Below are 14,589 nucleotides of genomic sequence, written 5' to 3'. Positions count from 1 at the left end.
AATATAGATTTTTTAAAAAATAGATAAACAATTAGTGGTGAGAATAGATAAAATATTACCTCTATAGATATACTCCATGTATGAAGCAAAGGCTTTTCAAGATTTGATAATCCAAAATAACCACCTTCGAAGTAAAAAAAATAATGTGAAACAAATAAAGATAAGCTTGAAATACTTTGCCATAGATTTTTTTCTTGAACAGGAGAAAGTATAAAATAACTAAAAAAAATTATGATTAATATAATGCTAATTAAAGAAGGTAAAATTCTGTTTAATCTATTAACATAAAATTTTAAAATTGAATTATCTTTTAACAATATTGAGCTTATTAAATAACCACTAATAATGAAAAATATATCAACACCAAGAAATCCTTTTGCAAATAAATCAAATTGTAAATGATACAAAAAAACGAATGATACAGAGACGAATCTTAAAAAATTTATTTCATAATTAAATTTTTTTTTTTCGTCAATCATATCCAGTAAATAATAAATTTAGCTTATTATGACTATATGACTAAATTGTCATTTTTATCTTGAGCGTACTGGTTTGATACTGGTTTACATAAATAATTAAAATTTATTCTTCTTACCTAAATTGAAAAGTAAAATAAAATTAAGACACTCTATAGCATGTTTTAATGTGTCTTAGACAACTATGAATTGACTTAAACTTCTATCCCTTGGCTTTTAAGTCCTTTGTGTCTACCAATTTCACCACGAGGGCATTAATGAATTTCATGAGTGTTTATGCTATTATTATTCAATTGAGTTCCTTTATAAAAAAAATAATTTTAAAATATTATTGAGGAAAATAATTGGTATCAAAACGAGGTAATTTGAGAGGATTTACTTTACCTATTAGTGCTGCCCCCACTTTTGTTGTTAATCCTATTGACCCTCCATATTCTTTTACAATTGATAATGTAGAGTCATTATAACCACCAAAAGGATAACACATTATCCAATCTGAAGTAGGTGTACCTATTTCCTCTAAAAACTCTAGTGAAGATTTTATATCTTCTCTTTGTTTTTCTTCACTGATTTTATTAAGCCAATAATGTCTTGCTCCATGACTACCTACATACATTCCACATTTTATTAATTTAGAAAGATCTTCAATATTCATATAAAGTTTATTTGAAAATTCAGATTTAGATAAACCTAGATATTTTGTGAACAAAGCAGAGGTAATTTCATTTTGAACTTGTTCTGGTAAAACATGCTGTAACATTCTCTTAACATAAACTACGTCTGGTTCATCATATCTTCCAGTTATAGCATATTTTTTATAATAAGAATTAATTGAATGCTCTGAAATTCCGTGTTGTTTACATAAAGAATTTAAATCTAACACAAGACTTTTAAAAGATTTACTACAACTTAATATATGCTGAATAAGGTGAACATTTAATGATATATTATCTGTAACTACATCACTTGGAGGAAAAAAAGCAGCACTAATATTTCTTTTCAATAACTCTGGAACAACATAATTTATATGATCTTTAAAACCATCATCAAAAGTTAACCAGCAAGCATTAGATGGTAATTTTTTTTTTTTTAAAATTGCATCATTAACTTGATTAGCAGTCACAAAACAATAGTGGTTCTCTAAATAATCAAGTTGTCTTTTGAAACCATCTAATTCTAAACCTTTTATACCTGGATACTCACTATTAATTATAGGTCTCACATAATGATACATAACTATATTTAATTTACTCATAATAAGTGTTCAGTTAATTTTTATAAATTCTTGGTTGATCTTGATCTCCATCTCCTTTAAAGAGAATAATTTTGTTATTATTATATGATGAGGTAAAATAAATTTCTGTATTTTTTTTCTTAAAAGGTGAAAAATAATCAGGTACAGTAATATTTTTATTATCTGAAACTTTTTCATAATTGCCATCACATAATAATAAATTGTCTAGTCCAGACGCATAGATATCAATATATTCATATTTAGTGCCAATAATAAGGTTTGCTAAATCGTCAATAATTAAAGAAATATTTCCATTTGCAGCAATTATATCTATAATTCTTAGAGCTGATGAATTCAGGTAGTTCACTTCCCTTAGAACAACAATTCCAGAAAATAAATTTTTTTCGAATATTTCATAAAAAAAATATGAATGATATGGATGATTTTCATATCTATGTAAAATAAATTTTAAAGGCTTAAAGGGAACCATTTTGTCGTAAAAACTGCATTTTTTTAGTTTTAAAAGTGATGTTTTAATTTCATCTATTTTAATAAATTTAAATTTTTTATTTAATTTTATATTTTTTATGAACAAAGGAGGTTTAGATATTATTTGATTTTTACAATCTTTATTAAATGCCGCGTAATGATATAAATTTCCAGTATTAAATCTCAAAAATTTATAAACTCCTATTGAAGTTTTATTAATACCAACACAATGAATATACATATGCTTTATATTTTTAATCAAATATTGAAGAAGTTTAATTCCCAACATGTTATCTCTTAAATTAGGGATAACTTTCCAGATAGCTAAAAAAATGTCTTGATTTTCATTGTTGGGATCATATTGAATAAATCCAAGAATTCCTTTTATAATATTTTTTGAATTCACCGCTATTATAAATTGAATATTATTTCTAGACTTGTACTGATAATCAAAAAAACTTATATCATTTGCTAATATATGCTGCTCCAACCAATTTTTTTTGATAAAAGACATAATGCCTTCTCTATCGTCTACTGAAGCTAATCTTAAAGTGTAGCCATTGCTCACTTTTGATATCTTTCTAAAAGCTCAACAAAGTCTTTTATTTTTTTTAGTTGCTGAATATCTTCGAGTTTAAATTTAACACCGAATTCATCTTCTAAGGCTATAATTATATTAACCGTAGCGACAGAGTCCCATTCATCAAAATCGGATGGTTTTGTATCTAAATTAAAATTATCTTTATTTAAATCAAGAATATCGCCAAATATTTCAAAAATTTTATCTAATTTCACTAAAAAGCCTTTAAATTTATATTCGAATTACTTGGAATTTTATAATTAATCAATTTGAGTTCAAAAATTTTTTCTGTCTTTTTATTGCTTATAATAGAAAATCCCATTTCACTATAAATATTTGAGACAATTTTATTTTTTAGTGTTGGATAATATTTTCCACGAACAATTTTTATTTTTCTTTCCTTGGCTTTTTTTAAAAGTTCATAAAGCAACGAATTCTCAAGGGTTCTTTTAAATACTCTACAACTCATTAACCATAAATCTATTTCAAGTTCATCATCAAAAATACTTCCTTGTATCAAGCTTACCAAGCCGTTGTCACCAAACTTATCTTTAAGTTTTGCGTATAATGAAATTTGATTCTGATTTGTCATTGATAATTTAACCTCTTGTTCAGTCATTCTTTTTGTGGTTAAGTTAAATTGATTAGTTTTGTTAGTAAGTTGAGTAATTCTATTTAAATAAATTTCTTTATAATTATCAATTTCAGCATACATATCTAATGACTTCAAATAGTCATCATAATTTTCAAAAGTTGAAGAATATTTTTCTCTTTGTTGATTGTCTTTATAATAAGTATTTCTTTTTTTATCTTCAGATGAAATTGAAGTAATACTAAAAAGATCAGAAGCATCTAAAATATTTCGATAATTTGTTATATCGCTTCCTATTTCAGGAACACAAACTTCGCCTCTAAATTCTTTTCTAACTATGTCCCTTTCGACTGGATTATCATCAATAAAAACTAAGCTATCTAGGCCTATATTAATTTCTTTTGCTATATCATTTATATTTTTACTTTTAGGATCCCAATTGGCTTTAAACACTGTAAAATCTGAAAACTTTAGAATTGAGTCCGGATGATTAAATCCTTCTTTTGCGATATTAAGCTCGTTCTTAGAACAAACTGCCAGAATCACACCCCTGTCTTTTAATCTTTTTATATAACTTTGGAATTCTAAAAACGCTTCACCAACTGGAGTATCTTTGCCAAGAACAATTCCTTCCTTTCCATCATCCCCAATAATTCCTCCCCATAAAGTTTCATCCAAATCTAATACAAGACATTTTTTTGATTTACCCAGTATTGACTCTATAATTTTACTCACATTATAACTTAAATATGTAACTGCTTGATAACTTAGAGAATATTTAGCAGAAAGCCATAAGGTGTAATCCTTCCAACTTAAAAGTCCCAATTTACAGCAAAGGCTATGTCTATCACACAAATAGAGTGAATTAATTTTATTTGTTGCCTCACTTATCATAATATTTAAGTATGAAATTGTATTAATACTACTGTCGATACTAGATGCATCATAATTTCCAAGAGGCTTTACAAAAGGAGGTTCAAAATTATCTTGTATAATTGGGCATTTGAAATCTTTATCAATTTTTTTCCAAAGTGACTCCAGTTTTGCAAATTCTATCTTTGCTTTTTCTTTACTTGATTTCTCAGTGTCCTCTAAACTTTTTAAATTTTCGTTGGAAATATGAATATAAATGAAGTCAGGTTTAAATTTAATAAGTGATTTGTCGTTAAACATAACCGTCTCATAATATTGACCAAATTCTGATTCGTAAAACTCTGCTTTAATATTGGCTTTCAATAAAAAAAGTTCAATTTGTTCCCTTACTTCATTTGTGGTGGTACCACCTAATATTGCTATTTTTTTAACAGTTAAATTTTTTTTTTCTAAAAGTTTTCTTTTTAAAGATTTTTTTTTTCTTAATATTTTTTTTGTATCAAATGGATAATCTAATAATTCTAACATAATTAAAAACTACTTTATATTATATTGAAACTATGAAAACCTTTTTTGCCTCTAAATGAAAGATATAAATCCATTACTTTTTTTATTATCTTTATTGGTGAATAAATTTGATTATCAATAAAAGTTGTGTTTGTTTGATCTGTGTGCATTTTGGGTAATCTAAAATTTAATAAAGTATAATTTAAATTTTTTGAACTAAAATCTTTTAAATAATTCTCCACAGCTTTTTTTCCTTTAAAATAATGAGAAAATCCATCAGGTTTTTCATCTATAAAAGAAGTGGATACGTTGATTATAGTAGCATCTTTACTTAAATTTTTTCTGAAAAATTTAATTTCACTTACTGTAAGATTGTAAAATATTTTTTTTTCATTATCAAATTCTTGTTTTGACATCTCATGAAGATCAATATGCTTAATAGTAGGCGCAGCATTTAAAACAAGACAATCAATTTTTTTATTAAAAACATTTTTATTAAATTGATTAACATTTAAAGCTTTAAAAAACTCACCTTTAGATGAAATAAATTTTTCAATTTTTTCAGCAGTTTTTTTATTTCTCCTATACGATGCAAAAACTTCTGCTCCATGGGAAGAGAGCATTTGTGAAAAAACACTTCCCACACCTCTTGTTCCACCAGTTACAAAACATCTTTTATTTTTTAATAATTTTTTATTATTATTTTTAAAAATTACTGATTTTAATTGAGAAATTGGTTTTGGCCTAACAAATGATAACAACAAAATTTTAGAACCGTCTGATGAAGAAAAAAAAGATTTGTTTTGTTTGAGAATTCTATGTAATAAATTTTTTTCATATTTAAATGTAAGACTGTTTCCATTTAACTCAAAATTAAAACTAGAAAATAAAGCTTGACGACCAGGACAAATCATTCCAACCCAATAACTACTCCAAGCTAAAATTTGCAATAACCAAAATGGTATATTTTCCAGTCCCGGATAAGAAACTAACAATTTTTTTAAATTTTTTTTAGTTGGTATTTTGTTCCATTTATACTTCTTTGAGGTGATCTCTTTGTTTATTGATGGTGCCAGTTTAAATTTTGATAATAACTTTTTTTTATAATTATTTTTAATTTTTACTTTAGTGTAAATTGTATTTCCTTTAAAAAGTTTTAGTCTTATTTCATGCTTATCCTGACCTATAGTAAAATAATATTTTTTATTTAAGAATAAAGGTTTTTTAAAATCTATTTTAATAGAAGCTATAATATTTTCTTTTAAATTAATTTTTGATAACAAGAAAAATACACCACTTACACCGTAAACAACGTTTTCTGAAAAAGGTGTTAATGATGCATACTCAGAATTAACATGTAAAGGATTTTTATCACTCGAGAACTCAGTAAAAGAATTTAAATGATTTTTTTTAAAAATAATAGAATTGTTAATCATTTTTATAAAATTAAAACCTTAGTGCTTTCTTTAAGAATTTTTTATCAAGCTTACAATTTTCATATCCTTTTTTAACAATATTTAGATATCTTTCTGTTGGAAACATGAAAGATGATTTTTTTACCATTGTATAGGTCATTACTTTTTTACCATAATAATAAAAATAGTGTTTTTTATATAAAATTGGAAAATCCTCATAAACATCCAACTTTTTTTCATCACTTTTTGAAATTTCAAATAATCCACCTGGTACGATCGAATTTTTTTTTGGCTCAATGTCTGCTGCTCTATATTTGCTTCTAAATGTTAATTTAAAATCTTTTAGATTTATTTTTTTTAAAAAAATACTATCTTTGCATCTTCGTTTCATTTGAAAATGATGAAGATTGCTACCGTAAGCAAAATACAACATTATCGCTCAACTACCTCAATTTTTTTTTCATTTACAAATTTTAAAATCTGCGAATTACAATCATCAATTTTATTTTGGTCTTCTGATCTAATAACTATCGATACACCAAGCTTACCAGCATGAAAAAATGGATAACTGCCAATCTCTACATCCAAATTATTATTTTGTACTTTTGTTAATGAGCTTGCAATTTCACTTTCAACTGTTCTTAAACTTATAGTTAAACTTTTGATTGGTTCACCTCCAACTATTTTATTTGTTAATCCACCTAACATGGATTTTAATATAGAAGGAACTCCTGGTAGTGAGTAAACATTCTTAACATTAAATCCTGGAGCACCACTTGTTGGATTTAAAATAAGATTTGCGTTTTCAGGCATCCATGCCATTTTTTGTCTCCCTTCATTAAATTCTCCAGGTTGATAATATTCTTCTAGAATTTTGAAAGCTTCTTTGTGAACTTCATATTTTATTCCAAACGCTTTTGAAACTGATTGAGCTGTTATATCATCGTGAGTAGGTCCAATACCACCAGTTGTAAAAACATAATCATATTTTGATCTAAGTAAATTTAAAGTATCAACAATAATCTCTTCTACATCAGGAATTACTCTAACTTCCTCAACCTTTACCCCTATAGAATTTAACCAGGTTGCCAATGTTGAGGTATTTGTATCTTGTGTTCTTCCGGATAAAATTTCATTACCAATAATTAAAATTGAAGCTTTAAATTTTGCTTTTTTATCCATATGAAATATATAATTTACTTATGGAATTTACCAAGTCTTTAGTGAAAGGCAAACTAATCAAACGTTACAAAAGGTTTTTTACTGATATAAAACTTGGTAAAGAAATTGTCACAGCTCACTGTCCAAATACAGGATCAATGAAAGGTTTGTTAAATGAAGGTAATGAAGTTTATTTGCTACCAAATAATGATCCTAAGCGAAAACTAAAGTTTGGACTTGAAATAATTAAATCAAGAAAAAATTTAGTAGGTGTCAATACTCATATGGCTAACAAGATAGTAAATCATGCTATCGAAAATAATTTGATCAAAGAACTAAAAAATAACGATAAAATAAAACCAGAGGTTTTCTTTAATAAGGAGACTAGATTTGATTTTTTGCTAGAAAAAAAAAATAAAAAAAGCTTTGTAGAGGTCAAGAACGTTACTTTATTTAGAGATAAAGAAACTGCTGAATTTCCAGATGCTATTACTTCAAGAGGATCTAAGCACTTATTAACTCTTATTGATGCCATAAATAAAGGCTATAAGTGTTATCTGATATTTTTAGTTCAAATTCAAAATATGAAATATTTTAAAATAGCTAAAGATATAGATGAAGAATATTATGAGAATTATATAAAAGCTAAAAGAGCTGGAGTAAATTTTCTAGCTTATAGGTGTGATATAAGTTCAAAAAAAATTATTATGGATAAAAAACTTAAAATTTTAGATGATTGATTATAAAGAAAAATTTGAAAAAATGAGAATTGCTGGTGATTTAGCAGCAAGGACACTTGATATGTTAACAGACAACATTAAGGAAGGTGTCTCAACAGACTATATAGATAAATTGGGTTATGAATTTATTAGAGATAATGGAGGACACTCTGCTCCACTTTACTATAGAGGTTTTACAAAATCTTTATGTACTTCATTAAATCATGTTGTGTGCCATGGAATTCCCTCAGATAGAGTTTTAAGAGATGGTGATGCGGTAAATGTAGATGTTACTGCAATTGTAGATGAATACTATGGTGATACCAGTAGAATGTTTTGTATTGGAAAAACACCAATTAAATTAAATAATCTAATAGATTCTACTTACGAGTCTATGATGAGAGCAATTAGAATTTTAAAACCAGGAATTAAATTAGGTGATATTGGTTATGAAATTCAATCATTTGTTGAAGAAAAAGGATACTCTGTTGTTAGAGATTTTTGTGGTCATGGTATAAGTACAACATTTCATGAACCACCAAACATTTTACATTATGGAAGTAAAAACTCAGGACCAGAACTAAAACCTGGCATGACTTTTACAATAGAGCCTATGATAAATTCAGGTAAATATGATGTTAAAATGTTAAATGATGGTTGGACTGCTGTCACAAAAGATAAATCTTTTTCTGCTCAATTTGAACATACGTTAGGAATTACTGAAAATGGTTATGAAATCTTTACAGAATCTGCTAAAGGTTATTCAAAGCCTCCATACTTATAATTAATGATTAAAAGATACTCTCGAAAAGAATTAACTGATATTTGGTCAGAGGAAAATAAATATAAAATTTGGCTAGATGTAGAAGTCGCAGCTGCTGAGGCTATGGAAAAACTTGGTCAAATACCAAGAGGAGTTGCTTCAATTGTTAGAAAAAAGGCAGTTATAAATGTTAATAGAATACATAAAATTGAATCTGAAGTTAAACATGATGTTATAGCATTTCTAACCTCTGTTACAGAAAAAGCAGGAATTAAAGCAAGATATTTGCATCAAGGGATGACTTCCTCAGATGTACTTGATACCAGTTTTAATATTCAATTAGTTCAATCTGGAAAAATAATTCTTAAAGATATTGATAAAATTTTAAAAGTGCTTAAGAAGCAGGCAAAAAAATATAAAATGACACCATGTATGGGAAGAAGTCATGGAATTCACGCTGAACCAGTTACTTTTGGATTAAAATTAGCTTCTTTCTATGAGGAATTTAAAAGAAACAGAAAAAGACTTAAAAATGCAATAGATGAAGTATCAACCTGTGCAATATCAGGAGCCGTTGGAACTTTTGCAAATATAAGCCCTAATGTAGAAAAACATGTTGCAAAAAAATTAGGTTTAAAAATTGAACCCATTTCAACGCAAGTTATTCCAAGAGATAGACATGCATTTTATTTTTCAGTTTTGGGTATTATTGCAGGTTCAATTGAGAGAGTTGCAATTGAGATAAGGCATTTACAAAGAACAGAAGTTTATGAATTGCAAGAGTATTTTTCAAAAAATCAAAAAGGATCATCCGCAATGCCCCATAAGAAAAATCCAATTTTAAGTGAAAACTTAACTGGTTTAGCAAGGATGGTTAGAAGTGCTGTGATACCAGCTTTAGAAAATATAGCGCTATGGCATGAAAGAGATATTTCACATTCAAGTGTAGAAAGAAACATTGGTCCTGATGCAAATATTACAACCGACTTTGCATTGGTTAGATTAACAAATATTTTAGACAATATGATTGTTTATCCTAGAAAAATGTTAGAAAATTTGAATATAACAAAAGGGCTAATTTTCTCTCAAGAAGTTATGCTAGAGTTAACTAAATCTGGTTTGAGTAGAGAAAAATCTTACAGAATGGTGCAATCGTATGCAAAAAAATGTTTTGCAGAAAACCTAAACTTATTTGATGTGATATCTAATGATAAATTTATTATGAGTAAAATTACAACAAAAAGGCTTAAATCAATATTTAGTTACGCAAAACACTTTAAAAATGTGAATTTGATCTTTAGAAGAGTTTTTAAATAATGAAAAAAGGAAAAAAATTATACGAAGGTAAAGCAAAAATTATTTATGCAACAAATGATAAAAATTTAGTTATTCAATATTTTAAGGACGATGCGACAGCATTCAATAATCAAAAGAAAACTACGATTGAAGGAAAAGGTGTTTTAAATAATAGAATATCTGAACATATTCTTTCAAATTTATCTCAAATAGGAATTAAAAATCACTTAGTAAAAAGATTAAATATGCGTGAACAAATAATAAAACTAGTCGAGATAATTCCTATTGAATTTATTGTTAGAAATGTAGCAACAGGATCTATCACTAAAAGATTGGGTATTGAGGATGGGTCTGTTTTAAAAGAACCATTAATTGAATACTGCTTAAAAGATGACAAATTAGGTGACCCTTTAATTGCAGAAGAGCACATAATAGCTTTCGATTGGGCTAGTAAGAACGAAATTGATAAAGTCAAAAAAATGATACTAAGGATTAATGACTTTATGATTGGAATGTTTAGAGGAGTTGGAATTAAATTGATTGATTTCAAACTAGAATTTGGAAGGTTAAAATCTAATGGAAAACAAGAGGTAATATTAGCAGATGAAATTAGCCCAGATACATGTCGACTTTGGGACAGTATTACTGATAAAAAACTTGATAAAGACAGATTTAGAAAAGATTTAGGTGATTTAATTCCAGCCTACACAGATGTTGCTAAAAGATTAGGTATTTTGCATGAACAATCAAATGTAAGTGCTGTGAATGTAACAAAATTATCATCTGTTAAGAGAAAGAAAAAATGAAAATTTCATTAGTAATCACTTTAAAAAAAGATGTGTTAGATCCACAAGGTAAAGTTATTCATCAAACTTTAGAAGGCATGGGCTTTGATGATGTTAATGAAGTTAGACAAGGTAAATATTTTGAAATTGATACTAAAGAAAATGATCCAAAAAAAGCTAAAGATAAAGTTGAAGAAATGTGCAAAAAACTTTTAGCCAATCTTGTAATTGAAAACTATAAAATTATTGATCTAAAGTAATTAATGAAATCATCAGTCATTACTTTTCCTGGGTCCAATTGTGATAGAGATATGGATGTCGCTCTAAAAAAATTTGGATTTAAGAATAAAATGGTTTGGCATGATGATGTTGAACTTCCAAAAAGTGATTTAATTGTATTACCTGGAGGATTTTCATATGGAGACTATTTAAGATGTGGGAGTATGGCATCTAAATCAAAAATCATGAAGTCAGTCATTAATTTTGCTAACTCTGGTGGCATGGTAATGGGAATTTGTAATGGATTTCAAATATTGGTTGAAACTGGACTGGTTCCAGGTGTGTTGTTACGAAACAAATATTTAGAATTTATTTGCAAAAATGTATTTGTAAAAATTAATAACAAAACAAATAATTATTTTAATAATATAAAAAATGACATCCTAGAATTTCATATTGCACACAATGAAGGAAATTATTTTTGTACCAAAGATCAATTAAAAGAAATTGAAGATAATGAACAAGTTGCAATAAATTATTGTGATGAAAATGGAAAAATAAAAGAACAATTCAATCCAAACGGTTCAATTAAAAATATTGCTGGTATTTTTAATAAAGAAAAAAATGTTTTAGGTATGATGCCTCATCCTGAAAGAATGATTGATAATTGTTTATCAGGAGAAGATGGTTCAATTTTTTTTAATAATTTAATTAATAATTTAAAATGATAGTAAACGAACAAGTAGCTATTGATCATGGTTTAAAAAAAGATGAATATGCTAAAATTTGTGAATTATTAAAAAGAACACCAAATATTACTGAACTTGGTATTTTTTCTGCAATGTGGAATGAGCATTGCTCATATAAATCTTCAAGACTTCATTTAAAAAAACTTCCAACAAAAGGAAAAAAAGTTATTCAAGGTCCTGGAGAAAACGCTGGTGTTGTTGATATTGAAGATAATGATGCCATTGTTTTTAAAATTGAAAGCCATAACCACCCATCTTTTATTGAGCCCTATCAAGGTGCAGCAACTGGCGTTGGTGGGATTATGAGAGATGTATTTACAATGGGTGCTAGACCTATTGCAAATTTAAACTCAATTCATTTTGGTTCCCCTCAACACAAAAAAACAAAAAATCTGCTAAGAGGTGTAGTTCATGGAATTGGAGGATATGGAAATTGTATGGGTGTTCCAACAGTTGCAGGACAAACAAGTTTTGATAGTTCATATAATGGAAATATTTTGGTTAATGCAATGACTCTTGGGTTGGTTAAAAAAGATAAGATTTTTTACTCTAAAGCAGCGGGTTTAAATAAACCAGTTATTTATGTTGGTTCAAAAACAGGTAGAGACGGAATTCATGGGGCCAGCATGGCTTCAGCAAGTTTTGATGACAAAATAGAGGAAAAGAAACCCACTGTTCAAGTAGGAGATCCATTTACTGAAAAACTTTTACTGGAAGCTTGTTTAGAATTAATGGCTGGAGACTCAATTATAGCCATACAAGATATGGGAGCTGCTGGATTAACATCATCAAGTATTGAAATGGCCTCAAAAGGAAATCTTGGAATTGAAATAAATCTAAACAAAGTTCCTTGTAGAGAAACTAAAATGACACCCTATGAAATTATGCTCTCAGAAAGCCAAGAAAGAATGTTGATTGTTTTAGAAAATGGAAAAGAAAAACAAGCAAAAAAAATATTTGATAAATGGAATTTAGATTTTGCAGTAATTGGCAAAACTACTAATTCAAAAAAAATACAACTTTACTTTGACAATGAAAAGGTAGCAGACATCCCTGTAAATACATTGGTCGAAAATTCACCTATGTACGATCGTAAATGGAAAAAAGCAAAGCTACCAAAAAAGAATAAAATTAAAAAAGAAGATTTAAAAAATTTCAAAATTATAGATGTTCTTAAAAAAGTTTTAGCTAACCCAAATATTTGTAGCAAAGATTGGATTTGGCAGCAGTATGATCATACAGTTATGGGTGATACTATTCAAAAGCCAGGTGGAGATGCTGGAGTTGTGAGAGTGCATGGAACAAATAAGGCTGTAGCAGCTTCAGTCGACAGTTCTGCTGTATATTGTTGGGCTCATCCTCTTACCGGAGGAAAACAAGTTGTTTGTGAAAGTTTTAGAAATTTAATTGCTGTTGGAGCAAAACCTATAGCTATTACTAATTGTTTAAATTTTGGAAGTCCTGAAAATGAAGAGAATATGGGTGAGTTTGTCGAATGTGTTCAAGGAATTGGTGAAGCAAGTGAATATTTAAAATTCCCAGTAGTTTCAGGAAATGTTTCTTTTTACAATCAAACTAAAGATGAAGGTATAAAGCCAACTCCTGCTATTGGAGGTGTGGGTTTGATAAAGGATTACAATAAAATGATCACTATGAATTTTAAGGAGATTGATAATGTGGTTTTAGTTATTGGAAAAACGGAGGGACATTTAGATCAAACTTTATTTGCAAGGAATATATTAGATGAAAAAAATGGTCCTCCTCCTGAAATAAACTTATTTAATGAAAAAAATAATGGAGAAACTCTATTGAAACTTATCGACAGCAATCTAATCAAAAGTGCTCATGATGTTTCTTTAGGTGGAATTATTACGGCTGTAGCCAAAATGTGCATCAAAGGTAAAAAAGGAATAAATTTAAATAAACCAAAATATTTAATCAATGAATTGGAATATTTCTTTGGTGAAGATCAAGGGCGTTATATTATTGAGGTTAGTAAAAAAGATTTAAAAAAAGTCACAGATATATTGAATAAAAATGCTGTTCATTTTGATGAACTTGGTACAATCAGTGAAAATGAACTATATTTTGATGATAAGACAAAAGTTACAATTGATGAATTAACAAGTTCAAATACAAAGTGGCTTACAGATTATATGAGTAACTAATGGCAATGGATTTAAAAGAAATTGAGAGTTTAATTAAAGAAGCAATGCCTGATGCTGTTGTAGAAATTCAAGATTTAGCAGGTGATGGAAATCATTATTCAGCGACTGTGACTTCTTCACAGTTTTCAGGAAAAAGTAAAATTGAACAACATAAAATGGTATATAATTCTTTAAAAGGGCGTATGGGAAATGAATTACATGCCCTAGCAATTAAAACAAAGGAGCAATAATGGACGATAATACAAAAAATATAATTCAAAATCATATAGACAACAATGATGTTTGTTTATTTATGAAAGGAACTCCAGATGCTCCACAGTGTGGTTTTTCAATGGCTGTTTCAAACATGTTAAAAATTCTTGAAGTAAATTTTAAAGGAGTAAATGTTTTAGAAGATCAAAACATCAGAGAAGGTATTAAAGTTTACAGTGATTGGCCAACAATTCCTCAATTGTATATTAAAAAAGAATTTGTTGGTGGATGTGATATCGTAAAAGAAATGTACGAAAATGGAGAACTTAAAAAAGTTCTTGAAGATAAAGGTATTAATTTTAAAAATTAAA

17 protein-coding genes are annotated in these 14,589 nt (G+C 27.6%); 9 read left to right on the top strand and 8 right to left on the bottom strand.

Features of this window, described 5'->3' with window-relative positions; translation table 11 throughout:
- The 8 genes from ACTTA5_RS06960 to ACTTA5_RS06925 all read right to left on the bottom strand — a co-directional run.
- A partial coding sequence (locus ACTTA5_RS06960; RefSeq protein WP_440648965.1) for an acyltransferase family protein occupies positions 1–479 on the bottom strand: 479 nt, incomplete at its 3' end.
- A 325-nt stretch (positions 480–804) separates the two neighbouring features.
- A complete protein-coding gene (locus ACTTA5_RS06955) occupies positions 805–1,731 on the bottom strand; it encodes a polysaccharide deacetylase family protein (RefSeq protein ID WP_440648963.1) in 927 nt (308 codons plus the stop codon).
- 13 nt (positions 1,732–1,744) lie between these two features.
- Complete coding sequence (locus ACTTA5_RS06950; protein WP_440648961.1) at positions 1,745–2,767, bottom strand: hypothetical protein; 1,023 nt, start codon at positions 2,765–2,767, stop codon at positions 1,745–1,747.
- Complete coding sequence (locus tag ACTTA5_RS06945; RefSeq protein ID WP_440648959.1) at positions 2,764–2,994, bottom strand: acyl carrier protein; 231 nt, start codon at positions 2,992–2,994, stop codon at positions 2,764–2,766. The genes ACTTA5_RS06950 and ACTTA5_RS06945 overlap by 4 nt, the downstream gene beginning before the upstream one ends.
- Positions 2,994–4,772, bottom strand: a complete 1,779-nt coding sequence (locus ACTTA5_RS06940; RefSeq protein ID WP_440648957.1) for an HAD-IIIC family phosphatase — start codon at positions 4,770–4,772, stop codon at positions 2,994–2,996. The genes ACTTA5_RS06945 and ACTTA5_RS06940 overlap by 1 nt, the downstream gene beginning before the upstream one ends.
- Positions 4,773–4,786: 14 nt before the next feature.
- Entirely contained in the window at positions 4,787–6,187 is a 1,401-nt protein-coding gene (locus tag ACTTA5_RS06935; RefSeq protein WP_440648955.1) for an SDR family NAD(P)-dependent oxidoreductase, read from the bottom strand.
- Positions 6,188–6,197: 10 nt separating this feature from the next.
- Positions 6,198–6,599: a gamma-glutamylcyclotransferase family protein gene (locus tag ACTTA5_RS06930; protein ID WP_440648953.1), complete on the bottom strand. Its 402-nt coding sequence runs from the start codon at positions 6,597–6,599 to the stop codon at positions 6,198–6,200.
- Positions 6,599–7,348: a competence/damage-inducible protein A gene (locus tag ACTTA5_RS06925; protein WP_440648951.1), complete on the bottom strand. Its 750-nt coding sequence runs from the start codon at positions 7,346–7,348 to the stop codon at positions 6,599–6,601. Before ACTTA5_RS06925 ends, ACTTA5_RS06930 begins: the two co-directional genes overlap by 1 nt.
- 20 nt (positions 7,349–7,368) lie before the next feature.
- On the opposite strand from ACTTA5_RS06925, the gene sfsA reads away from it, so the two are divergent.
- From sfsA to grxD, 9 genes are read left to right on the top strand one after another with little or no spacing between them, the layout of a single operon-like run.
- Positions 7,369–8,067, top strand: coding sequence for a DNA/RNA nuclease SfsA (sfsA, locus tag ACTTA5_RS06920; protein WP_440648949.1), 699 nt, complete (start codon positions 7,369–7,371; stop codon positions 8,065–8,067).
- Positions 8,060–8,830 (top strand): type I methionyl aminopeptidase, encoded by a 771-nt coding sequence (map, locus tag ACTTA5_RS06915; RefSeq protein ID WP_440648947.1) that lies wholly within the window; start codon positions 8,060–8,062, stop codon positions 8,828–8,830. The genes sfsA and map overlap by 8 nt, the downstream gene beginning before the upstream one ends.
- Before the next feature lie 3 nt (positions 8,831–8,833).
- The gene (gene purB / locus ACTTA5_RS06910; RefSeq protein WP_440648945.1) at positions 8,834–10,126 is read left to right on the top strand and encodes an adenylosuccinate lyase; all 1,293 of its coding nucleotides are present in this window, start codon (positions 8,834–8,836) and stop codon (positions 10,124–10,126) included.
- The gene (purC, locus tag ACTTA5_RS06905) at positions 10,126–10,911 is read left to right on the top strand and encodes a phosphoribosylaminoimidazolesuccinocarboxamide synthase (RefSeq protein WP_440648943.1); all 786 of its coding nucleotides are present in this window, start codon (positions 10,126–10,128) and stop codon (positions 10,909–10,911) included. The genes purB and purC overlap by 1 nt, the downstream gene beginning before the upstream one ends.
- Positions 10,908–11,150 carry a phosphoribosylformylglycinamidine synthase subunit PurS gene (purS, locus tag ACTTA5_RS06900; RefSeq protein ID WP_440648941.1) on the top strand — a complete coding sequence of 81 codons (243 nt, stop codon included), beginning with the start codon at positions 10,908–10,910 and terminating at the stop codon, positions 11,148–11,150. Before purC ends, purS begins: the two co-directional genes overlap by 4 nt.
- Positions 11,151–11,153: 3 nt before the next feature.
- Positions 11,154–11,837: a phosphoribosylformylglycinamidine synthase I gene (purQ, locus tag ACTTA5_RS06895; RefSeq protein ID WP_440648939.1), complete on the top strand. Its 684-nt coding sequence runs from the start codon at positions 11,154–11,156 to the stop codon at positions 11,835–11,837.
- Positions 11,834–14,026: a phosphoribosylformylglycinamidine synthase subunit PurL gene (gene purL / locus ACTTA5_RS06890; RefSeq protein ID WP_440648937.1), complete on the top strand. Its 2,193-nt coding sequence runs from the start codon at positions 11,834–11,836 to the stop codon at positions 14,024–14,026. The genes purQ and purL overlap by 4 nt, the downstream gene beginning before the upstream one ends.
- Positions 14,026–14,256 (top strand): BolA/IbaG family iron-sulfur metabolism protein, encoded by a 231-nt coding sequence (locus ACTTA5_RS06885; RefSeq protein ID WP_262589071.1) that lies wholly within the window; start codon positions 14,026–14,028, stop codon positions 14,254–14,256. Before purL ends, ACTTA5_RS06885 begins: the two co-directional genes overlap by 1 nt.
- Positions 14,256–14,588, top strand: a complete 333-nt coding sequence (gene grxD / locus ACTTA5_RS06880) for a Grx4 family monothiol glutaredoxin (RefSeq protein WP_262589070.1) — start codon at positions 14,256–14,258, stop codon at positions 14,586–14,588. Before ACTTA5_RS06885 ends, grxD begins: the two co-directional genes overlap by 1 nt.
- Position 14,589 lies beyond the last annotated feature (1 nt).

Source organism: Candidatus Pelagibacter sp. HIMB1521 (assembly GCF_052047875.1).
Lineage (GTDB): Bacteria > Pseudomonadota > Alphaproteobacteria > Pelagibacterales > Pelagibacteraceae > Pelagibacter.
This window is presented reverse-complemented; position numbering and strand designations above follow the sequence as displayed.